General features: G+C 69.9%; 19 protein-coding genes. 8 read left to right on the top strand and 11 right to left on the bottom strand.

The genetic code is table 11. The features are described 5' to 3' along the window. Positions 1-85 precede the first annotated feature (85 nt). The 3 genes from OG735_RS35585 to sph form a co-directional block, all read right to left on the bottom strand. Positions 86-1,147, bottom strand: coding sequence for a S1 family peptidase (locus tag OG735_RS35585; protein WP_327327254.1), 1,062 nt, complete (start codon positions 1,145-1,147; stop codon positions 86-88). A gap of 149 nt (positions 1,148-1,296) precedes the next feature. After that, positions 1,297-2,217 carry a cation diffusion facilitator family transporter gene (locus tag OG735_RS35590; RefSeq protein ID WP_327327255.1) on the bottom strand — a complete coding sequence of 307 codons (921 nt, stop codon included), beginning with the start codon at positions 2,215-2,217 and terminating at the stop codon, positions 1,297-1,299. 78 nt (positions 2,218-2,295) lie between these two features. Then, positions 2,296-3,285, bottom strand: a complete 990-nt coding sequence (sph, locus tag OG735_RS35595; RefSeq protein WP_327327256.1) for a sphingomyelin phosphodiesterase — start codon at positions 3,283-3,285, stop codon at positions 2,296-2,298. Between the two features lie 489 nt (positions 3,286-3,774). On the opposite strand from sph, the gene OG735_RS35600 reads away from it, so the two are divergent. After that, positions 3,775-4,650 carry an oxygenase MpaB family protein gene (locus tag OG735_RS35600; protein WP_327327257.1) on the top strand — a complete coding sequence of 292 codons (876 nt, stop codon included), beginning with the start codon at positions 3,775-3,777 and terminating at the stop codon, positions 4,648-4,650. Here OG735_RS35600 and OG735_RS35605 read toward each other — a convergent pair. The 4 genes from OG735_RS35605 to OG735_RS35620 all read right to left on the bottom strand — a co-directional run bounded on the left by OG735_RS35605 (position 4,622) and on the right by OG735_RS35620 (position 9,370). Continuing rightward, positions 4,622-6,022 carry a GH1 family beta-glucosidase gene (locus OG735_RS35605; RefSeq protein WP_327327258.1) on the bottom strand — a complete coding sequence of 467 codons (1,401 nt, stop codon included), beginning with the start codon at positions 6,020-6,022 and terminating at the stop codon, positions 4,622-4,624. The genes OG735_RS35600 and OG735_RS35605 overlap by 29 nt on opposite strands. 48 nt (positions 6,023-6,070) lie before the next feature. Continuing rightward, the gene (locus tag OG735_RS35610) at positions 6,071-6,976 is read right to left on the bottom strand and encodes a carbohydrate ABC transporter permease (RefSeq protein WP_327327259.1); all 906 of its coding nucleotides are present in this window, start codon (positions 6,974-6,976) and stop codon (positions 6,071-6,073) included. Further along, positions 6,973-7,917, bottom strand: a complete 945-nt coding sequence (locus OG735_RS35615; RefSeq protein ID WP_327327260.1) for a carbohydrate ABC transporter permease — start codon at positions 7,915-7,917, stop codon at positions 6,973-6,975. The genes OG735_RS35610 and OG735_RS35615 overlap by 4 nt, the downstream gene beginning before the upstream one ends. Positions 7,918-8,065: 148 nt before the next feature. Next, on the bottom strand, positions 8,066-9,370 hold the full coding sequence (locus tag OG735_RS35620) for an ABC transporter substrate-binding protein (RefSeq protein ID WP_327327261.1): 1,305 nt from the start codon (positions 9,368-9,370) through the stop codon (positions 8,066-8,068). A 240-nt stretch (positions 9,371-9,610) separates the two neighbouring features. Between OG735_RS35620 and OG735_RS35625 the strand changes: the two genes are divergently transcribed. Next, the gene (locus OG735_RS35625; RefSeq protein WP_327327262.1) at positions 9,611-12,394 is read left to right on the top strand and encodes a glycosyl hydrolase; all 2,784 of its coding nucleotides are present in this window, start codon (positions 9,611-9,613) and stop codon (positions 12,392-12,394) included. A gap of 42 nt (positions 12,395-12,436) precedes the next feature. On the opposite strand, the gene OG735_RS35630 is transcribed toward OG735_RS35625, so the two are convergent. Both OG735_RS35630 and OG735_RS35635 read right to left on the bottom strand, forming a co-directional pair. Beyond that, positions 12,437-13,477: a LacI family DNA-binding transcriptional regulator gene (locus tag OG735_RS35630; RefSeq protein WP_327327263.1), complete on the bottom strand. Its 1,041-nt coding sequence runs from the start codon at positions 13,475-13,477 to the stop codon at positions 12,437-12,439. Between the two features lie 219 nt (positions 13,478-13,696). Further along, on the bottom strand, positions 13,697-15,187 hold the full coding sequence (locus OG735_RS35635; RefSeq protein ID WP_327327264.1) for a M1 family metallopeptidase: 1,491 nt from the start codon (positions 15,185-15,187) through the stop codon (positions 13,697-13,699). Positions 15,188-15,375: 188 nt separating this feature from the next. Here OG735_RS35635 and OG735_RS35640 point away from each other — a divergent pair, with 188 nt between their 5' ends. The 3 genes from OG735_RS35640 (at position 15,376) to OG735_RS35650 (ending at position 18,869) form a co-directional block, all read left to right on the top strand. Next, complete coding sequence (locus OG735_RS35640) at positions 15,376-17,352, top strand: Xaa-Pro dipeptidyl-peptidase (protein WP_327327265.1); 1,977 nt, start codon at positions 15,376-15,378, stop codon at positions 17,350-17,352. Further along, on the top strand, positions 17,349-18,629 hold the full coding sequence (locus OG735_RS35645) for a M14 family metallopeptidase (protein WP_327327266.1): 1,281 nt from the start codon (positions 17,349-17,351) through the stop codon (positions 18,627-18,629). The genes OG735_RS35640 and OG735_RS35645 overlap by 4 nt, the downstream gene beginning before the upstream one ends. Before the next feature lie 102 nt (positions 18,630-18,731). Continuing rightward, a complete protein-coding gene (locus tag OG735_RS35650) occupies positions 18,732-18,869 on the top strand; it encodes a hypothetical protein (RefSeq protein ID WP_327327267.1) in 138 nt (45 codons plus the stop codon). Between the two features lie 254 nt (positions 18,870-19,123). Here OG735_RS35650 and OG735_RS35655 read toward each other — a convergent pair whose 3' ends face one another. Then, positions 19,124-20,077 carry an FAD-dependent oxidoreductase gene (locus OG735_RS35655; protein WP_327327268.1) on the bottom strand — a complete coding sequence of 318 codons (954 nt, stop codon included), beginning with the start codon at positions 20,075-20,077 and terminating at the stop codon, positions 19,124-19,126. Positions 20,078-20,143: 66 nt separating this feature from the next. Between OG735_RS35655 and OG735_RS35660 the strand changes: the two genes are divergently transcribed. The 3 genes from OG735_RS35660 (at position 20,144) to OG735_RS35670 (ending at position 23,695) form a co-directional block, all read left to right on the top strand. Continuing rightward, on the top strand, positions 20,144-21,172 hold the full coding sequence (locus OG735_RS35660) for an oxidoreductase (protein ID WP_327327269.1): 1,029 nt from the start codon (positions 20,144-20,146) through the stop codon (positions 21,170-21,172). Between the two features lie 324 nt (positions 21,173-21,496). Then, positions 21,497-22,030, top strand: a complete 534-nt coding sequence (locus tag OG735_RS35665) for a TrmH family RNA methyltransferase (RefSeq protein ID WP_327327270.1) — start codon at positions 21,497-21,499, stop codon at positions 22,028-22,030. Between the two features lie 27 nt (positions 22,031-22,057). Next, positions 22,058-23,695: an ABC-F family ATP-binding cassette domain-containing protein gene (locus OG735_RS35670; RefSeq protein ID WP_327327272.1), complete on the top strand. Its 1,638-nt coding sequence runs from the start codon at positions 22,058-22,060 to the stop codon at positions 23,693-23,695. A gap of 133 nt (positions 23,696-23,828) precedes the next feature. Here the strand turns inward: OG735_RS35670 and OG735_RS35675 are convergent, their stop codons facing one another. Next, complete coding sequence (locus OG735_RS35675) at positions 23,829-26,225, bottom strand: Tex family protein (protein ID WP_327327273.1); 2,397 nt, start codon at positions 26,223-26,225, stop codon at positions 23,829-23,831. Positions 26,226-26,286: the final 61 nt, after the last annotated feature.

Genomic DNA, 26,286 nt, shown 5'->3' on the forward strand with positions numbered 1-26,286 from the left:
CGCCGAAGCGAACAGCGCGGCGGGCGTGCCCCATGGATGGCACGCCCGCACGCATCAGCGAGTCGGTCAGCCAAAGGTCGGCCAATCAGTACACAGCCACGCCGTACACGCTGAGTGCTTCCCGCACCGGCTGGTGGATGGCCGAGCCGTTGGTGCCCGTGCAGCCGGAGCTGCCCGAGTGGATGCCCAGGGCGATGGAACCGGCGAAGTGCGCACCTCCGCTGTCGCCGGCGGCCGAACAGGCGGTGGTGCGGACCATGCCGTAGGTCGGCCCTTCGACGTAGTTCACGGTGACGTTCACGGCGGTGACCCTGCCGCTGGTCACGTGCGTGGTGGAGCCGCTCTTCCGGATGGCCTGGCCGACGATGGCGTTGGCCGCGGTCGTGATGTCCTGGTAGCTGCCGTTGTAGAGGTTGACGTTGCCGGCGGGCAGGGCGCCACCGGTGTACCGCACGATGCCGTAGTCGTTGCCCGGGAAGCTGGTCCCCCTTCGTAGCCCGATGATCGGGCCGCCGGGTGACGCATACCAGTTGACGGCCTCGTTGGTGCAGTGACCGGCCGTCAGGAAGTATCGGGCCGTGCCCTTCGAGACGTTGAAGGCCGCCGAGCAGCGGAAGCCGCCGCCGTAGATCGCGTTGCCGCCGGCTACCTCCCTCTTGAAGACTCCGGGCACACGCTTGATCCGTACGGCGTCGCCGAGACCTGCGGCCACCTTCTGCAGCTGGGTCATGGAGGGTGCGGAGACAGACCGGTCGGCTTCGATCGCGACCTGGTTGGTCGAGGGGTCGATGCCCCACGAGGTGCCGGTGATCTTCGCCTGGGCCTCGAGGGTGTCCATGGCCGCTTCGAGCCGTTCCGTGCTGCGCTTGACGAGCTTGGCGCGTGCGCCGGCGGCCCGTACCTTGTCGGCCGAGGCTGCATCGGTGACGGTGACGACCAGTTCGCCCGTTTTGGCGTCGAGATACGAACCGGCGCTGTGGTCGCCGAGGGCGCGTTCGAGCATGCTGTCGAGGCCGTAATGCGTCGGGGATGCGGTGACGCCCGGCACCGGATCCGGGGCGGCCCCGGCGGTGCCCGGGCCCAGGCCGACGACGGGCAGGGCGAGGATGACGGAAAGGCAGATGCGCGCGCGGAGCGTGCGTCTCATGGGGGCTTCTCCTTCGAACGAGTCCGCGGTGGGGGGATTCGAGGAGAAGTTTGGTCTGGATCAGTTCGGGGCGCGGACGCGACGTGGCATGACCCCGCCATGCATCCAGAAGCCGCGAGAACGCCGAACCACCCACCCGTTCGGGGGAGTCACGGATGGACCTGGACCGTGGCCGCGGTCAGCCGCCGGACCCCGTGCAGCAACGCGTGCTCGGCGGCCAGGGCCACCGCATGCGCCTGCCGCACCGTCAGCGCCGGGTCGACCACGATCGAGGTCTCGGCCCGCAGATCGTGCCCGAGCCAGCGCATTCGCACGTCCCGCACGGCTCGTACGCCCTCGACATGGGAGAGCGCGTGCTCGGCCTCGTCGACCAGCGCCGGGTCCACCGCGTCCATCACCCGGTGCCAGATCTCGCGCGCCGCACCGCGCAGCACCACCGCAATCGCCCCCGTGATCGCGAGCCCGATCAGCGGATCGGCCCACCGCCATCCGAGTACGGCTCCGCCCGCGCCCAGCAGTACGGCCAGTGAGGTGAAACCGTCGCTCCGGGCATGCAGTCCGTCGGCCACCAGCGCGGCCGACCCGATCCTGCGGCCCGTACGGATCCGGGCCCTTGCCACCCACTCGTTGCCGGTGAAACCCACCAGACCGGCCGCGGCCACTGCGGCCAGATGGCTGACATCCTGCGGCTCGAACAGCCGCCGCAGCGCCGCGTACCCGGCGAAGACCGCCGACGCGGCGATCACCAGCACCACGAAGACGCCCGCCAGGTCCTCCGCCCGGCCGAAGCCGTAGGTGTAGCGGCGGGTGGCCGCCCGCCGGCCGAGGATGAAGGCGAGGGCGAGGGGCAGAGCGGTCAGCGCGTCGGTGGCGTTGTGGACCGTGTCACCGAGCAGCGCCACCGAACCCGACGCGGTCGCGATCACCGCCTGGACGGCGGTCGTGGCGGCAAGCACACCGAAGGAGAACCACAGCGTCCGCAGCCCCTCGGCCGATCGTTCGAGGGCGGCGTCGATGCGGTCCTGGGTGTGGTGATGGTGGTGACCATGGACGTGCCCGTGACCCGTCATGGTCACCACCCTGGCGCATCAAATCCCTTGCAGCCACTGCCGAAAAGCGGCCGCTGACCAGCTGCGAAGGGTTTGCGACTACTGCCTTGACGCTACGACCGGGTAGTGGTCGGAGAGGTTGGTGTAGGTGTACTTCGTGCCCCAGCTGGAGACCGTCCAGGGCGCGCTCTGCTCCTTGATCACCTCGTTCGTCCAGCCTGCCGGCTTTGCGTGCCCGGCCCGGTGCAGGACGTAGTCCAGGTCCTCGCGCGGGTCGTTGGGATAGCGCTCGGAGGCGATCGAGTTCTCCTTCGTATCGAAGGAGTACGGGTGCCCGGTGCGCGCGTCCGCCCCCACGAGGCCGGCGTCGGCGAGCATGGTCGCGTACTCCGGCGTCCGCGAGTCGACATTGAAGTCGCCCGCGACCAGGACCTGTTCGGAAGCCGGGATGTTCTTGGCGTCGAGGAAGGCGTCGATGGCCTTGAACTGGCGGCTGCGCATCTGCGCCGCCTCGCCCGCGCCGCAGCCGGGGTCGGTCGACTGAGCGTGCGTTCCGACCACATGCACCTTCGCGCCGTTCACATTCAACACGACATAGACGAAGCCCTTGTTGGACCACCAGTCCGCCCCGCAGGCGTCCTTGTAGACGTACTGCTCCTTGCGGACGACCGGCCACTTGCTGAGCACCGCGACCCCGCCGTCCTCGGGGGTGGCGGCCGAGTACGAACCGCCGGTCGCGTCCCAGCCGTCCTTGCTCCGCCCCATCACCGGGGTCTGATACGGATACTGGGCTGCGGCCTTCTGCTTCAGCGCGTCCGACGAGGAGTTGTCGAAGGCTTCCTGCACAACGACGACGTCCTTGCCCTGGAAGAACGTGGTCGCGGGAATGGTCGCGGCCCGGTGGTCCTGGCCCCAGTTGGGGTACAGCGTCTTGCTGAACAGGAAGGTGTTGTACGTCAGCACTTTGAGGGACGGCGTCGCCTCCGCCGGTGCGGCGGAGGCCGTCGGAGCCGTTCCGGTGAGGACGGCGGCGGCGAGGGCGGAGGACAGGGCCGCGCCAGGGATACGGCGGAGCACGGAGTGCGGCACAAGGACTCCAGAGTCTGGTGGGGGGTACGACCGGCGCCGCACATCCAATCAGCCGGAGTTACCTCCTGGTAATGACCAGGTGCCCACTTTCTTTCCACAGGCCCACGATCACACCAACTCCTGCAACCCGTACGGTTCTTCGCACGTCTGGAGGATCGACGGCGCCGTCCAGCGGGCCGAGCCGCTGCGCGCCGACGCCACGGCCCAACACGCCGACTACGAGGCCGTGCTCGCCGAATCCCGCCATGCCGCCGCCCGCACCCGCCGGCGGGCGCACGAGGAGGGCGTGGCACTGTGCGGACCCATGTCGTCAGTTCGTCATGCCGGGGTGGGGTCCATCCTGCGCATCCGCGTAACCGGCTGTCACGGCTCACGTTCCCTCCCGCACGGGAGCGTCGCAGTTTACAATTACTACCGAGTTGTTCACGGGCCTCGTCAACAGCGCTGACACTGATTCAGACCGGGCTCGGACCCGCCAGGAGCGCACAGATGAGCAGGGCCGCAGCAGAACCCGTACCGCTCCCGCCCGGCGGAGTGCTCTGGACCTACGCCGGCGACGTCCGGGCCCTGCTCATGCTGCCCGCCGCCCTCACCCTGCAGGTCGCTCACCCCGCCGTCGGCGCGGGCGTCGACGACCATTCCGTCTTCCGCACCGACCCCTGGGGCCGGGGAGAGCGCTCCCTGCACTCGCTCCAGCTCTGGGTGTACGGCGGCGAGGCGGCGGTCGAAGAGGGCCGCAGACTCCGCGAGCTCCACAAGACGATCCGGGGCACCGACGCCCACGGCCGTCGCTACCACGCGCTCAGCCCTGCCTCCTACTCCTGGGTCCACGCCACCGGCTTCCCGGTCTACCAGCACGCGCTGCGCTATCTGGCGCCTCCGCTCACCGAGGTCCAGGAGCGGCAGCTGTACGCGGAGTGGCTCCAGGTCGGCCGGATCCTCGGCATCCACGACCGTGACATGCCGCAGACGATCGAGGAGTTCTGGCCGTACTACCGCAAGGTGCTCGCGGACGAGATAGAAGCGACCGTCGTCGTACGCGAACTGATCGCCACGGACCAGCCGGTGCCGCCGCCCGACCGCGGGCCGCTCGCGGTGAGAGTGCTGCTCAGGACGGTGTGGCCGCTGCTGCTGCCTCCGCTCGCCCGCTTCCGCCGCTTCATGACGATCGGGCTGATGCCGCCCGACGCACGCGAGGCGATCGGCCTGGAGTGGACGGACGAGCAGGAGCGGCGGCTGCGCAGAGTCGCCCGGGTCGTACGGGCCGTGGTTCCCGTGCTCCCCGAGCGACTGCGTTACCTCCCGCTCGCGCGCGAGGCGCGACGGGCCGCCCGGCTCAGCCGGGCAGCCCGCCCCGGACGATGACGTCCGCGTACCAGCGGGCGCTGTCCTTGAACGTACGGCGCTGGGTCGCGAAGTCGACATGGACGATGCCGAACCGCTTGCTGTAGCCGTAGGCCCACTCGAAGTTGTCCAGCAGCGACCACAGGAAGTAGCCGCGCACATCCGCGCCGTCCTCGATCGCCCGGTGCACCGCCGCGAGGTGGGACCGCAGATACGCCACCCGCTCGGGGTCATGGACCGCGCCAGACGGATCGGCGTAGTCGTCGTACGCGGCACCGTTCTCGGTGATCACCAGCGGTACGCCCGGCAGATCGTCGCGCAGCCGGATCAGCAGCTCGTGCAGGCCGTCGGCATCGACCGGCCAGTCCATCGCGGTACGCGGACCGGGCGCGGGCAGAAAGCGGACGTGCTGTTCCGCGCCGGCCCACGGCGAGGGCGAGTCCGACGACCCCGCCCCGACGACCGTGGGGGAGTAGTAGTTGATGCCCAGCGAGTCGATCGGCGTGGAGATGATGTCCAGATCGCCGTCCTGGACAAAGGCCCAGTCGGTCACCGTAGCCGTGTCATGGACCAGATCCTCCGGAAGGCGGCCGTGGAACACGGGATCGAGGAAGATCCGGTTCCCGACGGCGTCGATCCTGCGAGCCGCGTCCCGGTCGCCCTCGGAGTCCGTGAGCGGCCGCACCGCGTGCAGATTGAGCGTCAGCGAGATCTCGGACGTCGACGGCAGCGCGGCGTGCAGCGTCTGCGCGGCCCACCCGTGCGCCAGGTTGAAATGGTGCGCGGCGCGCAGCGAAGCACTCGCGCTGGTGCGCCCCGGGGCGTGCACGCCGGAGCCGTAACCGAGAAACGCGGCGCACCACGGCTCGTTCAGCGTGGTCCAGGTCTTCACCCGGTCCCCGAGCGCGTCCGCCATGATCCCGGCGTACTCGCCGAAACGCTGGGCGGTCTCGCGCTGCGGCCAGCCGCCCGCGTCCTCCAGCTCCTGCGGCAGATCCCAGTGGTAGAGCGTGGCCACCGGCCGGATGCCCGCCTCGAGAAGCTCGTCGGTGAGCCGACGGTAGAAGTCCAGTCCCTTCTGTACGGCGGGGCCGCGCCCGGTCGGCTGCACCCGCGGCCAGGCCACCGAGAACCGGTAGTCGGTGACGCCGAGCTGCTTCATCAGGGCGACGTCCTCGCGCATCCGGTGGTAGTGGTCGGCGGCGATGTCGCCGGTGTCGCCGTTGCGAACCTTGCCCGGCGCACGGCTGAAGGTGTCCCAGATGGACGGCGTACGGCCGTCCTCCGCCGCGGCGCCCTCGATCTGGTACGCGGCGGTGGCGGTGCCCCAGCGGAATCCGGCCGGGAACCGGAGGTCCGTCGTCGTCTCGGGGCGTGCGTCGACAGCGGTCATGACGTGGAACTCCCAGGAATAGAGATGGAGCGGTGCGGGGGAGGGGGGTCAGCCCTTGACGGCGCCCTGCATGATGCCGCCGACGATCTGCCGGCCGAGCAGACCGAAGACGAGCAGCACCGGGAGAGTGCCGAGCAGCGTGCCCGCCATGATCACGGACTGGTCGTGGACATAGCCGCCGCCGAGCTGGCGCAGGGCCACCTGCACGGTCGGCTCCTGCGAGGAGAGCGCGACGATCGGCCAGAAGAAGTCGTTCCACGCGGCCATGAAGGTCAGCATTCCGAGCACGGCCATACCGGGCCGGGCGATCGGCACCACGATCGACCAGAAGATCCGGGCGGTGGATGCGCCGTCGACCCTGGCCGCCTCGATCAGCTCGTCCGGCAGCGACTGCACCAGGTACTGCCGCATGAAGAACACGCCGAAGGCGGAGACCAGACCGGGCAGGATCACGGCCTGCAGCTGGTTCACCCACTGCAGCTTGGCGATCAGCATGAAGAGGGGGATCACACCGAGCTGTGGCGGGATCATCATCGTGCCCACCGTGACCGCCAGCAGCGCGCCGCGGCCGCGGAAGCGCAGTTTGGCGAAGGCGAATCCGGCGAGCGTGCAGCAGAGCACCGTGCCGACGGTGATCGAGCCGGAGACGATGAAGGAGTTGAGAAGAGCCTTGCCGATATCGGCCTCCTCCATCACCGCCTGGAAGTTGTGGAACAGATTCGAGCCCGGCAGCAGCGTCGGCGGCACCTTCGCCAGATCGGCGTTGGAGCGGCTGGCGGCGACGATCGTCCAGTAGAAGGGGAACGCCGAGACGAGGACGGCGGCGATCAGGATCGCGTACGCGAGCTTGCCGCCCTGCATCGTGCGCCCGGCCCGGGTCCTCTTCCGGCGCGTGGGTCCGGGTCGTGTGCCCGCGGCGGGCGGCTCGGTCGGCGGAGCGGCGAGCACGGTCATCGGCCGGCCTCCTTGCGGGAACGGCGGTGCGCGATCAGGGCGTTGACCCCGACCAGCACCAGGATCAGCAGAAACATCACCCAGGCGATGGCGGCGGCACGGCCCAGGTGGAAGAAACCCCAGCCCTGCTCGTACATATAGAGACCGAGCGTCTGGTACTGGTGCGATATACCGCCGGAGATGGACCCCTCGAACAGCAGCGGCTCACCGAAGAGCTGGGTGGCGCCGATCGTCGAGACGACGACGGTGAAGAGGATCGTGGGACGCAGCCCCGGCAGGGTGACATGGATGAACTGCCGCCAGCGCGAGGCCCCGTCCATCTCGGCGGCTTCGTACAGCTCGCTCGGAATGGACTGCATGCCCGCCAGATAGATCAGCGCGTTGTAGCCGGTCCAGCGCCAGATGACGATGGTCGATACGGCGATCTGCGAGGAGACCGTCCCGGCCTGCCAGTCCACCGGATCGAAACCGACAAGGCCCAGCACATAGTTGATCAGGCCGAAATCGCGGCCGAAGAGCTGCGCGAAGACCAGGGTCGCGGCGGCGACGGAGGTCGCGTACGGCAGCAGCATCGCCGTGCGCAGGAAAGCCCGGCCGCGCAGCCGGTAGTTGAGCAAGTGGGCCAGGCCCAGCGCCATCACCAGCTGGGGGACGGTGGACAGCACCCCGATGGTGAACGTGTTGCCCAGTGCGGTCCAGAAGATCTCGTCGCCGAAGAGCGCGGTGTAGTTGCCGAAGCCACGCCACTCCATCTCCCCGGGCGTCTGCAGCTCGACCCGGTAGAGCGAGACGAAGGCCGTGTAGATCAGCGGGAAGAGCCCGAAGGCGGCGAACAAGGCGAAGAACGGAGCGATATAGGCGTACGGCGAGAGCGTGCGCCAGGTGCGGTGCGCGGCCGAAGGCCGGGGGGAGACCGGCTTCGCGCTGGCGGTGAGGGTCACGGTGCGGCCCTTCGAGGAGTGGGAACGGGAGGTTGGGCAAGACCGGCAGCCGGAGGCCGGTCCGGCCGGGAATCAGGGCCGGCCCGAGGAAGTCGCGCGGTGCCGGGGAGGTTCGGGTGGCGTCCCGCACTTCCCCGGCACCGCTGGGTCAGCCGGTGGCGTTCTCCACGTTCTTCTTCGCCGTCGACCAGGCCTTGTCGGGCGAGGTGCCCTTGCGCTCCACCTCGCTCAGCGCGTTGGTGATCTGGTCGGCGACGCTCTTGTCATGGACTCCGAGGACCTGGACGGGCGCCGCCTTGGCGGCGTCTCCGAAGATCTGGCCGATCGGCGCGTCCGAGAAGTACGGGTCCTTGGCCGCCGCGACCTTGGCGATGGCGCCGGTCGATGACGGGAAGTTGCCCTGCTTGGTGAAGAGCTTGGCCTGCTGCTCGGGGGCGGTGAGCCACTGGATCAGCTCGTACGCCTCCTTCCTGTGCTTGGCGGCACGGGGGATCGAGAGATACGAACCGCCCCAGTTGCCGGCGCCTGCGGGCAGCTTGGCGATGTCCCACTTGCCCTTGCCGGCGTCACCGGCCTGGCCCTTGATGTAACCGAGCATCCAGGCGGGGCAGGGCATGGTGGCGAACGAGCCGGCGGAGAACGCCTGGTTCCACTGCGGTGACCACTGGTCGAGCTTGGCGCTCAGGCCCGACTTCGCCGCCTCGGCCGAGGCGTCCCAGGCGGCCTTGACCGCCGGGTTGTTCTCGTAGATCAGCTTCCCGGAGGCGTCGTAGTACCGCTCCTTCTCCTGGCCGATCATGATTGTGTAGAGGCTGCCGACGCTGTCCATCCAGGCGCTCTTGGCCGGAGCCTTCTTCTTGTACTCCTTGCCGAGCGCCAGATAGCCGTCCCAGGTGGACCACTTCTTCGCGAGCTCCGCGCGGTCGGTGGGCAGACCGGCCTGCTTGAAGAGGTCGGAGCGGTAGCACATGGCCTCCGGGCCGACATCCGTGCCCAGGCCGAGGACCTGGCCGTCCTTGCCGGTCGCCGCCAACCACTTGGCCTCGGCGAACTGGTCCTTGAGCTTGTCGGCGCCGTACTGCTTCAAGTCCTCGAACTTGTCGGACTGCTGCTGGGTGACCGCGGCGATCCGGCCCACCTCGATGCCCTGCACATCCGCGAGGCCGCCACCGCCGGCGAGCCGCGTCTGCAGCGACTTCCAGTAGTCCTGCTCGTCCTCGGTGTCGGTCTGCTTGATCTTGACGTTCGGGTGGAGCTTCTCGTACTCCGCGTAGAGCCCGGCCTCCTTGTAGCCGAAGGATCCGAAGAGGTCCACGGTGAGTGTGACCTTGCCGCCCGCACTGTCGGATGTGCCGTCCGACGATCCGGATCCACAGGCGGCGAGCAGTGCCCCTGCGAGCGCGACCGCACCCAGGCGGACCGCGGTTCTCTTGGCGGCTCGGGCGTTGGGCATGGGAAGCCTCCCTTGGCTTCGGTGGAGCGAGATCGCTTGAGAGCGCTCTCAGAGATGCGTCTGGAGCGTGCCCCGGAGGCGTCCGCCCCGTCAAGACTCGAAGGCATAACGGCTTGGACTCGGCGCGAACTACTCCCTGTGTCCCGCGTATTGACACCTCTGTTTCAGGAGTTTTACGTTCCTCCCCATCTGAGAGCGCTCTCGGACGCCCCTTCCCGTGATGACTTCGAGGTGCCGTCCATGCCAGCCACCCGCACCAGACCAGCTGCCGCGCTGGTACTGGTCTCAGCCCTGGCCGCTTTCGGTCTGGGCCCGGCCGCCACCCCGGCGGCGGCCGCCACCGTCCCCGTCGGCTCTGGCAGTTACTCCGACACCCGCCCCGCCGGTACGTCGGGCCCGACCACCAACACCGGCGCGCCGGTCACGCCCAAGGTCACCCCCGCAACCAAGGACAAGCCGGTCCCCACCAACGACTGGTGGACCTCGCTCGCCTTCCAGCGGTACGGCGACAACCCGTACTCCACCCCCATGTACGGCCACCCCCTCACCTACCAGGCCACCGCCGGCGGACTCGAGGTCGGCTACCCGACGACCCCGGCGATCGTCGGCGAGGGCCGCCAGTACGAGTACGCCCACAAGCGGGACCTGACCCTCGGCATCACCGGGCTCAACTCACCGGACACCAAGGCCGACGACTGGTCCGACTGGACCGTGACCCCCTACTGGTCCGACGGCGCCCGCACGCTGCGCACCACCATCGGCCACGGCCTGCCGTTCGTATACGCCAACGGCTCCGGCGGCAACGCCCAGATCACCACCGCCGCCGCGCCCACCGTCTTCGCCGACCAGGGCAATGTCCTCGGCATCACCGTCGCAGGGCATCACTACGCGCTGTTCGCGCCGAGCGGCAGCGACTGGACGGTCTCCGGCTCCACCGTGACCGCGGGACTCGGCACCAAGGACTACTTCTCGCTCGCCGTACTGCCCTCCACCGACGCACTGGCCACATACAAGAAGTACGCGTACAGCTTTGTCACCGGCTCCAAGGCGAGCTGGAGTTACACCGGTGGCACCGTGAACGCCACCTACACCCTGACCACCGAGGCCAAGGAGGGCACCGAGCGCGGCACGCTCCAGGCCCTCTACCGCCATCAGTGGCTGAACACCACGGACGCGCTCACGCCGTACACCTACGTATCGCCGCGCGGCACCATGAAGGTCCGTGAGGCGACCTCCTTCACCACCAGTCAGAAGGCGTCCGCGGTGCTGCCCGCGCTGCCGAAGACGAACGCTGTCGACACGGCACGGCTCAGGGGCTACCTCGACGCGGTGGCGAACGACCCCGACCCGTTCAAGGGCTACACGGACACCTACTGGACCGGCAAGGTGCTCGGACAGCTCGCCCAGCTCGTGCCCGTCGCCGACCAGATCGGGGAGACCGCGACCAGGGACAAGCTGCTGGCCCTGATGAAGGGCCGGCTCCAGGACTGGTTCACGGCAGGCGGCGCGAACGAGTTCTCGTACGACCAGGTCTGGAAGACCCTCACCGGCTACCCGGCCTCGTACGGCAGCGACACCGAGCTCAACGACCACCACTTCCACTACAGCTATTACGTGTACGCGGCCGCGATCGTCGCCCAGTACGACCAGGCCTGGGCTGCCGACTCGGCATGGGGCGGCATGGTGAAGACCCTGGTGCGGGACGCGGCAAACCCCAGCCGCACCGACAGCGCCTTCCCGTTCCTGCGGGGCTTCGACGTGTACGCGGGCCACAGTTGGGCCTCCGGACACCAGGGCTTCGCGGCCGGCAACAACCAGGAGTCGTCCTCGGAGTCCATCAACCTCAGCGCGGGCCTCGTGCTGTGGGGCTCGGCCACCGGCGACACCGCGCTGCGCGACCTCGGCACCTATCTGCTCACCACCGAGTCCGAGGCGATCGCCCAGTACTGGTTCGACGCCGACCAGCAGGTCTTCCCGTCCTCCTTCGGGCATGACACGGTCGGCATGGTGTGGGGCAGCGGCGCGGCGTACGCCACCTGGTGGACCGCCAACCCCGAGGAAATCCACGGCATCAACGCCCTTCCGCTGACGGGCGGTTCACTGCATCTGGGCGGCGATAAGGCCGCGATCCGCCGCAACATCGCCGAGATGGAACGGGAGAACGGCGGGCCGGCCGTCGAATGGCGCGACATCCTCTGGGAGTTCCAGGCGCTGGCCGACCCGGCGTCGGCGAAGTCCAAGTGGGACGCGGGCAACGCGGACTACACCCCGGAGCAGGGCGAGTCCAAGGCGCATACGTACCACTGGATCAGCACACTCGACGCGCTCGGCGCCCCCGACGCGACGGTCACGGGCGACATCCCGAGCTCCGCGGTCTTCACCAAGGGCACGGTACGGACCTACACCGCGCACAACTACGGTGCCACGGCCCGCACGGTGACCTTCTCCGACGGCAAGACGCTCACGGTCCCGGCGCGCTCGACGGCGACCGGCACGGGCACCGGGGGAAGCGACCCTGACCCCGGTCCCGACCCGGAACCGCCCACGGGCAACACCTTCCAGCTCCGCACCGGCGGGGTACTGACCACCGCGACGGGCGGCACGGCGGGTGCCGACACCATCTCCTCGGCGGCCGGCGCCAACTACGACGGCACCCCGCACCAGCCGCTCGTCTATGAGATCAAGAAGGTCAACGGCACGCTCGCTCCCGGCGCGGCCACGGCGTTCCGCCTCCAGCTGGACGCGGGTCCCACGGTCGGACTCGGCCAGCAGGCCAGGATCAGCTACGACCTCACGGGCGACGGCACCTTCGACCGGACCGAGACCTACCAGTACTTCGCGACCGACCCGGTCACGGGCTGGGAGGAGTACGCCCAGTCACGCGGCCTGAAGGCGGCGACCGGAACCCTCGGCGACCTCAAGGGCGGCACCGTACGCCTCGAGGTGTGGAACGCGATCGGCAACGGAACCGCCACGCTCCAGACCGGCACCGACCGTTCGGTGCTGGTGATCCCCTTCACCTGACGACTGAAGCAACCACGCGATGTGCGACGGGTCCCCGGCGACTCAGGCCGAGGACCGCCGCACCAGCGTGGTCGGAGTGATCACCGATGCGGGGGCCCCGGCCCCCGGCTCGTCCTCGTTCAGTACGCGCATCAGCAGCCGGACCATCAACCGGCCCATTCCCTCTATGTCCTGACGGACCGTTGTCAGTGGCGGATCGGTCGACTCGACGACCGAGGGCATGTCGTCGAAGCCGACCAGCGCGACATCCTCGGGCACCCGACGACCCTGCCGGCGCAGTGTACGCAGCGCCCCCGAGGCCATCAGATCGTTGGCGGCGAAGACGGCGTCCAGATCGGGGCGGCGCTCCAGCAGCTCAGCCATCGCGCGGGCGCCGCTGTCCGCGGTGAAGTCGCCCTGGCAGACCAGCTCCGGGTCGGCGTCCAGCAGGACATCGCGGTAGCCGTCGATCCGGTCCAGCGCGGAGGTCTGGTCGCGCGGGCCCGCGATGTGCGCGATGTGCTCGCGGCCGAGAGAGACCAGATGCCGTACGGCCTCCCGGGCGCCGCCGCGGTTGTCGCAGTCGACATACGGGACGGCGAGCTCGGAGGCGGCACCGGGCCAGCCGGGGCGGCCGCCGAAGACGGTCGGCACCTTGACCCGGCGGATGATCGACGGCAGTTCGTCGTCGTTGTGCAGCGAGAAGGCCAGCGCGCCGTCGACATGGCCGCCGCCGAGATAGCGGGCGATCCGGTCGTAGTCACCCGGCCCCTCCACCCACAGCAGCACCAGCTGGGAGTCGTAGGCCGTCAGCTCGCGGCTGATGCCACGCACCTGCTGCTCGAAGAAGGGGTCCGAGAAGATCCTGAACTCGGGCTCGGCGATGATCACGGCGACTGCGCCATTGCGCCGGGTGACCAGGGTGCGCGCCGCGTGGTTCGGTACGTATCCGAGCTCCTCGACCGCCTGACGCACCTTGTCGACCAGCGGCGGCCGGACACCGGCACCGCCGTTGACGACCCGGGAGGCCGTGGCCCGGGAGACGCCGGCGCGGGCGGCGACGGCTTCCAGAGTGGGGCGGGACCCAGTGGTCTGCTCGGGCAAGGCGGGCGCTCCTCGTCTGCTTCAGTCAGCTGCTTCAGACGACAGCGGGGGAGAACGCTGCCGGGTAACAGGATATCCGGGTCCCGATGATCTTCTGAGAGCGCTCCCCTCCAGTCCGCGGAAGGGAAATCCGCGGAAGGGAAAGGAGAGGGAAGGGAGAAGGGGGCACGGCAGAGCGCCGCCGTCCCTCTCGCGGGACGGCGGCGCTCCTGCCACGTCTCAGTGGTCGTGGACGGTGTTCGTCGCGGCGATCGTCTTCCAGGACTTCGGCTGGACGTGCTTGACGTCCGCCCGAGCGCTCCGCACTCCGGCCGCCGCCGGAGCGTCCGGCTTCGACGGCTGGTAGAGCCAGCTGTCGAAGAGCCCGGCCAGCGGCTTGCCCGAGATCTTCTCGGCGTACTTCACAAAGTCGCCGACCTTTGCGTTGCCGTAGGCGTGCTCCTTCGGCCAGCCCTTGAGGATGGCGAAGAAGTCCTTGTCGCCGACCTTGTTGCGCAGTGCCTGCAGTGCCAGCGCGCCCCGGTCGTAGATGGCGATGTCGAACTGCTTGTCCGGACCCGGGTCGCCCGGCTTGACCGTCCAGAACGCGTCGTCGGCCGGGTGCTGGGCGTAGACGTAGTCCGCGAGCTCCTGCGCGGTACCCTCGCCCTCCTTCTCCGACCACAGCCACTGGCTGTAGCGGGCGAAGCCTTCGTTGACCCAGATGTCCTTCCAGCCGTCGACGGAGACGCTGTCGCCGTACCACTGGTGGGCCAGCTCATGGACGACCACGGAGACATTCGCGCCGTTCGCGAACTGCCGCGGGCTGTAGAACGGCCGGGTCTGCGTCTCCAGCGCAAAACTGCTGGTGACATTGGGGACGTAGCCCCCGAGTGCGTTGAAGGGGTACGGGCCGAAGACCCCGGTGAGCCACTCGGCCACCTCGCCGGTCCGCTCGACGCTCGCCCGCGCCGCCCCGGCGTTGTCGCCGAGATCCTTGCTGTACGCGTTGAGGATCGGCAGCCCGTCGGCCGTCTTGTCGGTGGTGATGTCGAACTTTCCGACGGCGAGCGTGGCGAGATACGACGCCTGCGGCTTGTTGGAGCGCCAGTTGTATCGGGTCCGGCCCAGCTTCGAACTCTGCGACTGCAGCACGCCGTTGCTGATTGCCTGGGTGCCGTCCGGCACCGACACCGAGATGTCGTACGTCGCCTTGTCCAGCGGGTGGTCGTTGCTCGGGAACCACCACACGGCCGAGTCCGGCTCCTGGGCGGCGACGCCGCCGTCCGGAGTGCGGTGCCAGGCTGTGTAGCCTCCGATGCTCAACTCGGAGGGCTTGCCCGCGTACCGGACGACCACCGAGACGGAGGCGCCCTTCTCCAGCGGCGTGGCCGGAGTGACGACCAGCTCCTGGTCGCCCTCCTTGGCGAACTTCGCGATCTTGTTGTTGACTCGCACCTCGCTGACCTTCAGTCCGAAGTCGAGGTTGAAGCGGTTCAGGTTCTGCTTGGCGGTGGCGAGGATCGTTGCCGTACCCGTCAGCAGATCCGTACTGGGCTCGTAAGTGAGCCTCAGGTCGTAGTGGGATACGTCGTATCCGCCGTTTCCGCTGGCCGGGTAGTAAGGGTCGCCGATGCCCGGGGCGCCCGGAGAGCTGTCGGCGGCCGATGCCGGGATCGCCAGCAGCAGAGAGGCCGCGAGCGCGCTCGGGACGATAAGTCTGCGGTGCACGGATGCTCCAAGTCGTGGGGACTGATGATCTCTTGAAGCCTATTCAGACCCGGCGCCCGCAGTCAGGACGCCGCTCGGCCTTTCACGTGATCGCCATTCGGCCGACATGGTCCCGGGTGTCCCTTCGGTCACTTTGATGCCCAGATTGCCCCCTGTTGCAGGGGAGTTGGCCGGAGTACCTTCCGCCCATGCCGATTCGTGCGCGGGTCACCCGCTTGACGTACAGATCGCTGGTGGTGGCGGCCTCGGCCGCCCTGATGACCATGACCCTCTCGCCGACGGGGGCGCAGAGCGCGCCGGTACGGGAGAGCAGGCCCGTCTACTCCTACGAGCACGCGATCCGTGAATCCGTATGGGTGGACACCCGGCTCGACGGCGACGGCGACGGGAAGACCGACCGCGTCGCCGTCGACATCGTCCGGCCGCGCGAACCCGCCCAGCAGGGCCGGAAGATTCCCGTGATCATGGACGCCAGTCCGTACTACTCCTGCTGCGGTCGCGGTAACGAGAGCCAGAAGAAGACGTACGACGCGAACGGCAATGTCGTCCAGTTCCCGCTCTTCTATGACAATTTCTTCGTTCCCCGCGGCTATGCCTTCGTCGCGGTCGACCTGGCCGGAACCAACCGCTCCGACGGCTGTGTCGACGTCGGCGGCCGCTCCGACATCCAGTCCGCCAAGGCTGTTGTGGACTGGCTGAACGGACGCGCCCGCGGGTACACCACCCGCAGCGGCGGCGAGCCCGCCCGCGCCGGCTGGACCAACGGCAGCACCGGCATGATCGGCAAGAGTTACGACGGCACGATCGCCAACGGCGTTGCCGCCACCGGGGTCGAGGGGCTCAAGACGATCGTCCCGATCTCCGCCATCTCCTCCTGGTACGACTACTACTTCGCCAAGGGCGCCCCGCTCTACGACTCGGGCCCCGAGTGGCTCTCCGACTATGTCGAGAGCCCGGAGGCCCGAGCCCGCTGCCAGGCCGTCCAGAAGCGCCTGGTGGACCAGGCTCCGCGGACCGGTGACCTGACCCGGCTGTGGAGCGAGCGCGACTATGTGCGCAATGCGGACAATGTCACGGCGAGCGTCCTCGCCGTTCACGGTATGCAGGACCTCAACGTCCGAACCAAGCACTTCGGTCAGTGGTGGGACGCGCTTGCCGACGAAGGCGTGGAGCGCAAGGTCTGGCTCTCGCAGACCGGGCATGTCGACCCGTTCGACTTCCGGCGCGCCGAGTGGGTCGCGACCCTGCACCGCTGGTTCGACCACTACCTCCTCGGCTACGACAACGGTATCGACCATGAGCCGATGGCCGACATCGAGCGCGCCCCCGACCAGTGGTCCACCGACCGCGTCTGGCCGCCACGCGCCACCCACAACACCAGCCTCCGCCCGGGCAACGGCACGGCCGCCGGCGTCGGCACTCTCGGCCTGAGGCCCGCGCGCCCCGGCTCGGTCGAGACCTTCACCGACGACCCGAAGCTGGACGAGACCGACTGGGCCGCCCAGATCAACCGGTCCACCTCCGCCAAGGCCGGATTCATCACCAAACCGCTCGGCCGTGATCTGCGGCTGTCCGGCTCCTCCAAGGTGACGATCACCGCGACGCCGTCAACCTCCAGCGCCCATCTCTCCGCCGTGCTCGTGGATCTCGGCCCCGACACCATCCGTGACTACGCCACCGCCGGTGAAGGCATCACCACCCTTACCGAACGCACCTGCTGGGGCGCGAGCACCCCGGACGACAGCCCCTGCTTCAAGGTGACCCAAGCGCGCACGGCTGCCGTCGACTACACGGTCTTCAGCCGCGGCTGGGCCGATCTGGGCAACTACGCCTCCGACGCCAAGGGCCGCCCGCTGACCCCCGGCAGGGCGTACACCATCACCCTCGATCTGCACGCCAGTGACCATGTCGTCCCGGCAGGCCACCGGCTCGCCCTGATCGTAGGCGGCACGGACAAGGACCTCATCGACCCGCCCGCCACCACGCCGACGCTCAGCCTCGATCTGGCCCGGACGTCGGCGCGGCTGCCGATCGTCGGCGGTGCGGCCGCCTTTGTGCGTGCCACCGCCGGGTCCGCCGCAGCGGTTGCCCCGAGCCCGTCCCGGCTCAGCGGTGTGGCCGAGCCGCGAGCCATCCGCCCGATCCCGGGAGGCCGCAGCCGATGAAGTTCCGTATCCGCACGCTCGCCTTCGCCGTCACGGCCGCGGCGCTGGCAGTGCCGCTGGTGACGGCGCCTGCCGAGGCGGCGCACGCCCTGCCCCGTACCGGCTTCGAGACCAGCAACGGCGCGCGATGGACCAGTCAGCCCGAGGAGCAGGAGTTCCTCGCCGCCGTCGACCGGGGCAGCGACCGGGTGTCGGTCGGCCGGATCGGGACGACGAAGCAGGGCCGTCCGCTGCAGCTCGTACGCATCGGCGCGCAGCACACCTCGAACACGGTGCTGCTGATCTGCAGTCAGCACGGCGACGAGCCCTCGGGCCGCGACGCCTGTCTGAGCCGGATACGCGATCTGGCGTATGCGAGGGACAGCGAGACCCGGCGCCTGCTGTCCCGGACACGGATTCTCGTCGTCCCCACGGCCAACCCGGACGGGCGGGCCGCGGACACCCGCGGCAACTCCGACGGCGTCGACATCAACCGCGACCACATCGCGCTGCAGACCGCCGAGGGGCGCGCGATGGCGGCCGTTGTCCGTGACCAACGCCCGGACGTCATCTACGACTTGCACGAGTACGGCGCCACCCCGCCGTACTACGACAAGGATCTCTTCGACCTCTGGCCGCGCAATCTCAACACCGACGCCAAGGTCCACCAGGAGTCGCAGATACTCTCCGACCGGTACGTCCGCCCGGCCGCGCACGAAGGCGGCTTCAGTACCGGCACCTACGGCATCTGGACGGACCCGGTCACCGGCGATCCCATCAAGCAGACCGCCGGAGACGGTCAGGAGCGCATCCTGCGCAATGCCGCAGGCGTCAAGGACGCGGTGGGTCTCCTCATCGAGAGCCGCGTCGATCCCGTGACCGATGCGGAGAAGGCCGACGCGTCGCTGAACAACCGGCGCCGGGTGGCCAGCCAACTCCACGCTCTGGGCGGGCTGTTCTCGTTTGCCGACGAACGGCGCACCCGGATCGAGACCGCGACCACCGGTGCCCGGCTGGCGGGGTTCAAGGACCGCGGCCCGGTCTATCTCGGCGGCGCCGACAACGACCCGGCGAAGCCGGAGCAGATCCTCGCCGATCCACCCTGCGGCTACCGCTTGGACGCGGCGCAGTATGCGGACGTCAAGGACGAGTTGGCCCTGCACGGTGTCATGGTGCGGCCGGTCGGTGAAGGGGCCTTCGTGCCGCTGCGGCAGTCCCGGCGCGAGCTGATCCCGCTGCTGCTCGACGCCCGTGCGACCTACCACCTCGCCTCGGGGGAGGCGGTCACCGCGTGTTGAAGCGGCCGGTACGGGACCGCGTGATCATGTCGGCCAAAGTTACCGGCGCGTATTGAACAACACGCCCAACGGGGGCGCACGACTTTGTACTTGGTGATTGAGATGCGTCGTACAACCGTGCTCGCGGTGACCACGGCGATGGCCGGTGGACTGCTGTTCGCCGCCGCGCCCACGCAGGCTGCCGGCACCGGCACGGAGTCCGCCGTGTCGGCCGTGTCCGCGAGGGGTGTCATCACCTGAAGCCCGGAGGAGCTCCGCCAGGAGACCACGAAGACCGAGCAGGCGGCGCAGCGGGCGCGCGCCGCGCGCAAGATCGAGGAGTACAGGCGGCTGCACGCCAGCGCGAACACGCTGCGGGCCAAGGCCCAGGAGTGCGAGGACGCCGACCGCAACGCGTGGTTCCCGGCTGTGCGGCACCGCCCGCTCCTCTCGGGGCGGGCGGTGCCGCATGTGGTCCGACCGCGGCGCCGTGTACGCCACCGGAGCCCGCGCGCCTACGGCACCAGCCGGGCCGCCGCCTCCGCGCAGCCCCAGGCGACCGTGACACCCGCGCCCCCGTGCCCGTAGTTGTGCACCAGGAGGCCGCCGCCGGGCAGGGGTCCGGCCTCGATCCGTACGCCCTCGGTCCGTGCAGGACGCAGGCCCACCCGGTGTCCGAGGATCCGCGCATCCGCGATCTCCGGACGGATCAGCGCACAGCGCGCGACGATCTCCTCGGCCGTCGCATGATCGGGCTCGAGCCGCCAGTCGTCCTCGTCGGCCGTGCCGCCGAGGATCAGTCGCCCCGGCTGCGGAAAGAAGTACGTCGTCCTGTCCGAGGCATGGTCGACCGCGGTGCACCACTCCTCGATCCCCGGGTTCTCCACCAGCACCAACTGCCCGCGCACCGCGCGCACTTGACCGTCAGGCACCAGCCGCCGTGCCTCGATCCCCGTGCAGTTGACCACGACCCGCGCCTCCTCGGCCGCCTCGGCGAATCCGCTGACCGTACGGGTCTCCAGCGTGCCGCCCGTCGCCTCGAACCGCCGTCGCAGCCAGGCCAGATGAACCGGCATGTCGATCAGCGGGATCCGTGCCCACAGCCCGCACTCGTGCCCCGGCGGCAGCTCCCTCGCCCGCGCCTCGCGCAACCCCTCCACCTGCGCGGCCCACGACCCCAGCCTGGTCAGCCGCTCACCGGCCTGGACGCCCGCGACCAGGCGTACGCCGGTCTCCTCCGGGCGGGCTGCCAGCTTCTCGTACACCCGAAGCGAGGCGATCGACCAGTCGCCGACCGGCCCCTCCGGCTGAATGCGGTACGGCCACCACAGCGCGCCCGCCACCGCCGATGTGGTCTCCTCCGCCGCGTCCCGCGTCCACACCCGTACGCGGCGGCCGCTCTCCGCCAGCACTATGGCCGTCGTCAGCCCGATGACCCCGCCGCCCACCACCGTCACATCGCCGCTCATGGCGGGACCGTAGCCCAATGCCGGATGCCGTGCTCAGATCACCCCATAACTGGGGATACTCAGGACATGTCTGCCGAGTACGCGACCTTCGGGCTGGCGCCGGCGATGCGGGCCGGCGGAGTCCTCGCGGATGGTGGCTACCAAGTGCACCGGGACTTCATGGACTTTATCGTCGACGGGCGGCCGTTGCTGTTCCAGCTCTCCGACCTCGACGCGGTCTCGCCGCTGGCCTCCGACGTGCCGCCGGCGATCTTCACCGCCCATGTGCGCATGCTGCTGCTGGAGTGCCCGGCGCCGCTGGAGGGCGGGCGCTGTGTGATCTACGGCTGTCCCGAGTGCGAAGGCATCGAATGCGGAGCGGTGACCGCCGTCATCGAGCGCGACGGGGACGACATCGTGTGGCGGGACTTCGCCTGGCAGACGGACGAGAGAGCGGACCTGGAGCTCAACGGCTACCACGGGATGGGGCCGTTCCGCTTCCGCGGCGATGAGTACCGGGCCGAGCTGGAACGGCTGCTGACGGACGGCGGGGACGCCGGGCCTGTGCGCCGCCGGGTGCTGCTGATCGGCGCGCGGGTGGCCGTGCTGGCGAAGCTCGCCGCGGCCCTGCGGACCATCGGCATCGGCGCGGAGATCACGAGCGACGCGGCCGGCGTTCCGGCGGAGGAGCTGCGCACCTATGGCGCGGTCGCTTTCGGGCGCGCGGTCGGCGAGCGGGATCGTGCGGAGGTGTGTGCGGCGTTCGAGCGGGCGGAGGTGCGGGTCGCGTACGTCGACGGGCTCGCCCCGATCATTCCGCTCCTGGTCGCGCAGATCGAACACGCCCTGGACCGCAGCCCGTTGGAGCGCCGTCGGCTGACCCGGCTGACGGTGTCGGACGGCGCGGCGGATGTGGAGGTGACCTCGGCGTGCCGGGTGCGACTGGTGGCGTACCGCCTCGACCGGCTCTACCGCACGCATACGCGGGAGCTGTTCGACGGGATGCTGGAGCCGGGGGAGCACCGAATTCCGGTGGACGCGCGGGCGGTGAAGGGGCAATCCTTCCTTGTGGCACGCACCACGGGGAGCGTGCTGGTCGCACCGATGGTGCACTGACACCGACGATGGCCCGGGCGAGCCGCGAATCGCCACGCATGATGCATCGACTGAACCGTGGGCCCGCCGGCCTTTCCCGGACGCGCCCCTCGCGCCGGACTCCGTCCGCCGGCCCGGGTGGCCCCGGACTCGGCCCTTCGCGGCGAGCGACCCGGAGGCGATGACCGGCCGCAACGGCGGACCCGCCGGCCTTTCCCGGACGCGTCCCTCGCGCCGTTCGGCCCTGGGGGGCCTCATGGGCTTCGGGGCGCTGCGCCGGACTCCGTCCGCCGACCGGGGTGACCGTGGACCCGGCCGGGGGCGGCAACCAGAGCCGTGCGGGCGATGAGCGGACGCAACGGCGGACCTTCCATCCGCACCCGTACCCGCGAGGAACTTCGCCGCACCCGTCGTCCCCGCGCCCACTCCTGCTGGGATCACCTCTACGCCGCGCCCCTCTGGCCGCTGCACGGGGCCAACCTCGGCACCCTCGCCCGTACCTGCGACGCCGTCGGTGCCTGTCTCACCGTGCCGCGCTTCCCGTGGGTGCCCGAGGCCCTGGCTCGCGGCAACACCCTGCGCAAACCGCTCTGCGTGCACTGGACCGGCGACCCGCTGGGCTGGCTCGCACGGCAGCGTGAGCGGGGCGCGCGGATCATCGGGGTGGAGCTCGCGGACGAAGCCGTACGACTTGGCGACCTCCCCGCCGCCCGGCAGCCCACCGTCATGGTCCTGGGCCACGAACAGAAAGGTATCCCGCCCGAGGCGCTCGACCTGCTCGACCAATGCGTCGAGATCCCCATGGTCGGCACCGGCGCCAGCCTCAATGTCGCGGTCGCGGGATCCCTGGCCCTGTACCGGCTGGCGGGCCTCCTGTGAAAGCGTCCCGTTAGGATCAGCCATCTGATGACAGCAACCCTCGTCGCCAAGGATCTCGCCGCAGGACACGGCGACCGCTCGCTCTTCTCCGGGCTCGACCTCGTCGTCGCGCCCGGCGATGTGATCGGCCTCGTCGGTGTCAATGGCGCCGGAAAATCGACCCTGCTCCGCCTGCTCGCCGGACTCGACAGTCCTGAACAGGGCGAGCTGAAGCTCTCCCCGCCCACCGCCACCGTCGGCCATCTGCCGCAGGAGCCCGAGCGGCGGGCGGAGGAGACCGTACGGGACTTCCTCGCGCGCCGTACCGGCGTCGCCGCCGCCCAGATCGCCATGGACGACGCGACCCAGGCGCTCGTCGACGGCGCGCCCGGCGCCGACGACGCGTACTCCACCAGCCTGGAGCGCTGGCTGGACCTCGGCGGCGCGGACCTCGACGAGCGCGCCGAGGAGGTCGCCGACTCGCTCGGTCTGACCGTCGGGCTCGACCAGCCGATGACCGGTCTCTCCGGCGGCCAGGCGGCCCGCGCCGGCCTCGCCTCGCTTCTTCTGTCGCGCTACGACGTCTTCCTGCTCGACGAGCCCACCAACGACCTCGACCTGGACGGTCTCGAGCGCCTGGAGGCCTTCGTCCAGGGCCTGCGCGCCGGCACCGTGGTCATCAGCCACGACCGTGAGTTCCTCACCCGCACCGTCACCAAGGTCCTGGAACTCGATCTCGCACAGCAGCAGATCACCCTGTACGGCGGCGGATACTCGGCGTACCTGGAGGAGCGGGAGACCGCCCGCCGGCATGCCCGCGAGGGCTTCGAGGAGTACGCCGACAAGAAGGCGGCGCTCGAGGGCCGGGCGCAGATGCAGCGGTCCTGGATGGACAAGGGCGTCAAGAACGCCCGCCGCAAGGCAACCGACAGCGACAAGCTCGGCCGCAAGTTCCGCAGCGAGGCCAGCGAGAAGCAGGCCGCCAAGGCCCGCCAGACGCAGCGCATGATCGAACGCCTCGACACGGTGGAGGAGCCCCGCAAGGAGTGGGAACTCCGTATGGAGATCGCGTCGGCCCCGCGCTCGGGATCGGTCGTCGCGACCCTGCGCAGCGCGGAGGTCCGCCGGGGCGACTTCAGCTTCGGCCCGGCCGACCTGCAGATCGACTGGGCGGACCGGGTCGCCATCACCGGAGCCAACGGCGCGGGCAAGTCCACCCTGCTCGCCGCCCTGCTCGGCCGCCTCAGCCTCGACGCGGGGCACGCCTCGCTCGGCTCGGGCGTCGTGGTCGGCGAGGTCGACCAGGCCCGCGGCCTCTTCTACGGCACCGAGACCCTGCTCGACGCCTTCTGCGCGGCCGTCCCGGAGACCGAACCGGCCGAAGTCCGCACCCTGCTGGCCAAGTTCGGCCTGAAGGCGGACCACGTACTGCGCCCGGCGACCACGCTCTCCCCCGGCGAGCGCACCCGCGCCGCGCTGGCGCTGCTCCAGGGCCGCGGCGTCAATCTCCTCGTACTCGACGAGCCGACCAACCACCTCGATCTGCCGGCGATCGAGCAGCTGGAGTCCGCGCTCGACTCGTACACCGGCACGCTGCTGCTGGTCACGCACGACCGCCGGATGCTCGACGCGGTCCACACCACGCGCCGTATCGAGGTGTCCGGAGGAAAGATCACGGAACACTGATCGCCTTCGAGCGGGGTCCGGCCGGCACAGTCCGCCCGCGTCGGCCGGACCCCGGTGACCACTCACTGCGGTGAGAAGGCAAAAACGACGCGGGGCCCCACCACCGTCCGGCGGCGGGGCCCCGTGTGCGTGGTCAGCCGCGCCGCTTGGGATCCGCGAGGCCTGCGCGCCGCAGCGCGTCCGCCATCGCGCTGTTCGCCGGCGCCGGAGCCTGGCGGTCTCCGCCACGGTCTCCGCCACGGTCGCCCTGGCCGCCCTGCTGACGGCGCTGCTGCGGCGGACGGCCGCCGCGCTCACCCCGCTCACCCCGCTCACGCTGCTTCGGGCCGCCGCCCGCCTTCGGCGCGGCCTCGTCCTCCAGCCGCAGCGTCAGCGCGATCCGCTTGCGCGGGATGTCGATGTCGATGACCTTCACCTTCACCACGTCGCCCGGCTTCACCACATCCCGCGGGTCCTTGACGAAGGTCTTGGACATCGCCGACACATGGACCAGACCGTCCTGGTGGACACCGACGTCCACGAAGGCGCCGAATGCCGCGACATTGGTCACCACGCCCTCCAGAACCATCCCGGGCGCAAGGTCGCCGAGCTTCTCCACACCCTCCTTGAAGGTGGCCGTCTTGAACGCCGGCCGCGGGTCGCGCCCCGGCTTCTCCAGCTCCCGCAGGATGTCCGTCACCGTCGGCAGACCGAACATCTCGTCCACGAACTCCGCCGGCTTCAGCGAGCGCAGCACCGGTGCGTTGCCGATCAGCGAGGCCACCTCGTCGCCGACGGCCTTCACCATCCGCCGGACCACCGGATACGCCTCCGGGTGCACGCTGGAGGCGTCGAGCGGGTCGTCCCCGCCCCGGATCCGCAGGAAGCCCGCGCACTGCTCGTACGCCTTCGGGCCGAGCCGTGCCACGTCCTTGAGCGCCTTGCGCGAGCGGAAGGGACCGTTGGAGTCGCGGTGCGCGACGATATTCTCGGCGAGGCCGGTGCCGATGCCCGACACCCGTGAAAGCAGCGGTGCGGACGCGGTGTTGACGTCGACGCCGACGCCGTTCACACAGTCCTCCACGACCGCGTCCAGCGAACGGGAGAGCTTCACCTCGGACAGATCGTGCTGGTACTGGCCGACACCGATCGACTTGGGGTCGATCTTCACCAGCTCCGCCAGCGGGTCCTGGAGACGGCGCGCGATGGAGACGGCCCCGCGCAGCGACACATCCATGTCGGGCAGTTCCTGCGAGGCGAACGCGGACGCGGAGTACACCGAAGCGCCGGCCTCCGAGACCATCACCTTGGTGAGGCCCAACTCCGGTTGCTTGGCGCACAGTTCACCGGCGAGTTTGTCGGTCTCGCGGGACGCCGTGCCGTTGCCGATCGCGATCAGATCGACCGAGTGCTCCTTGGCGAGACGCGCCAGCTTTGCCAGCGACTCGTCCCACCTGTTCGCCGGGACGTGCGGGTGGATGACGTCCGTCGCGACGACCTTGCCCGTCGCATCGACGACGGCGACCTTCACACCCGTACGGAAACCGGGGTCGAGTCCGAGCGTCGCCCGCGTGCCGGCCGGCGCGGCCAGCAGCAGATCCCGCAGGTTCGCCGCGAAGACCCGTACCGCCTCGTCCTCGGCGGCCGTACGCAGCCGCAGCCGCAGATCGATGCCCAGATGCACCAGGATCCGTGTCCGCCAGGCCCACCGCACCGTGTCCGCGAGCCACTTGTCGCCGGGACGGCTCTGTTCCCCGGGGGCTGCGATGTGGAAACGCCGGGCGACCATCCCTTCGTACGTCGAAGGCCCTGGCTGCTCCGACGGCTCCTCCGGCTCCAGCACCAGGTCGAGGATCTCCTCCTTCTCGCCACGGAACATGGCGAGCACCCGGTGCGAGGGCAGATCCTTGAACGGCTCCGCGAAGTCGAAGTAGTCGGCGAACTTGGCGCCCGCCTCCTCCTTGCCGTCGCGCACCTTGGCCGTGAGCCGGCCCCGCGTCCACATCCGCTCGCGCAGCTCGCCGATCAGGTCGGCGTCCTCGGAGAACCGCTCCGTCAGAATCGCTCGCGCGCCCTCCAGCGCCGCGGCGGCGTCCGCCACACCCTTGTCCGCGTCCACGAAGGCCGCCGCGGCCGCGAGCGGCTCCACCGACGGGTCGCCGAGCAGCCCCTCGGCGAGCGGCTCGAGGCCGGCCTCGCGGGCGATCTGCGCCTTCGTCCGCCGCTTCGGCTTGAACGGCAGGTAGATGTCCTCAAGACGCGCCTTGGTGTCGGCGCTCCGGATCTGCGCCTCGAGCGCCTCGTCCAGTTTGCCCTGCTCGCGTACGGACTCCAGGATCGAGGCCCGCCGCTCCTCGAGCTCCCGCAGATACCGCAGCCGCTCCTCGAGCGTGCGCAGCTGCGCGTCGTCGAGCATCTCGGTCGCTTCCTTGCGGTAGCGCGCGATGAACGGCACGGTCGACCCGCCGTCGAGCAGCTCGACGGCCGCCTTCACCTGCCGCTCGCGTACGCCGAGCTCCTCGGCGATCCTGCCTTCGATGGACGTCGTCACGGTTCCCCGACTCGCCTTCTCGTGCTGGCTGTGCTTGACAGTGCATTGTGCCGGGTGGCCG

The organism is Streptomyces sp. NBC_01210 (assembly GCF_036010325.1).
Classification (GTDB): Bacteria; Actinomycetota; Actinomycetes; order Streptomycetales; family Streptomycetaceae; genus Streptomyces.

What these genes read in the sequence shown, in the direction of transcription:
- OG735_RS35585 (WP_327327254.1), bottom strand. Translation starts at nt 1,147, where the DNA reads ATGAGACGCACGCTCCGCGCGCGCATCTGCCTTTCCGTCATCCTCGCC.
- OG735_RS35625 (WP_327327262.1), top strand. Translation starts at nt 9,611, where the DNA reads ATGCCAGCCACCCGCACCAGACCAGCTGCCGCGCTGGTACTGGTCTCA.
- OG735_RS35650 (WP_327327267.1), top strand. Translation starts at nt 18,732, where the DNA reads ATGCGTCGTACAACCGTGCTCGCGGTGACCACGGCGATGGCCGGTGGA.
- OG735_RS35660 (WP_327327269.1), top strand. Translation starts at nt 20,144, where the DNA reads ATGTCTGCCGAGTACGCGACCTTCGGGCTGGCGCCGGCGATGCGGGCC.
- OG735_RS35665 (WP_327327270.1), top strand. Translation starts at nt 21,497, where the DNA reads ATGAGCGGACGCAACGGCGGACCTTCCATCCGCACCCGTACCCGCGAG.
- OG735_RS35640 (WP_327327265.1), top strand. Translation starts at nt 15,376, where the DNA reads ATGCCGATTCGTGCGCGGGTCACCCGCTTGACGTACAGATCGCTGGTG.
- OG735_RS35610 (WP_327327259.1), bottom strand. Translation starts at nt 6,976, where the DNA reads ATGACCGTGCTCGCCGCTCCGCCGACCGAGCCGCCCGCCGCGGGCACA.
- OG735_RS35655 (WP_327327268.1), bottom strand. Translation starts at nt 20,077, where the DNA reads ATGAGCGGCGATGTGACGGTGGTGGGCGGCGGGGTCATCGGGCTGACG.
- OG735_RS35600 (WP_327327257.1), top strand. Translation starts at nt 3,775, where the DNA reads ATGAGCAGGGCCGCAGCAGAACCCGTACCGCTCCCGCCCGGCGGAGTG.
- OG735_RS35620 (WP_327327261.1), bottom strand. Translation starts at nt 9,370, where the DNA reads ATGCCCAACGCCCGAGCCGCCAAGAGAACCGCGGTCCGCCTGGGTGCG.
- OG735_RS35670 (WP_327327272.1), top strand. Translation starts at nt 22,058, where the DNA reads ATGACAGCAACCCTCGTCGCCAAGGATCTCGCCGCAGGACACGGCGAC.
- OG735_RS35645 (WP_327327266.1), top strand. Translation starts at nt 17,349, where the DNA reads ATGAAGTTCCGTATCCGCACGCTCGCCTTCGCCGTCACGGCCGCGGCG.
- OG735_RS35590 (WP_327327255.1), bottom strand. Translation starts at nt 2,217, where the DNA reads ATGACGGGTCACGGGCACGTCCATGGTCACCACCATCACCACACCCAG.
- OG735_RS35605 (WP_327327258.1), bottom strand. Translation starts at nt 6,022, where the DNA reads ATGACCGCTGTCGACGCACGCCCCGAGACGACGACGGACCTCCGGTTC.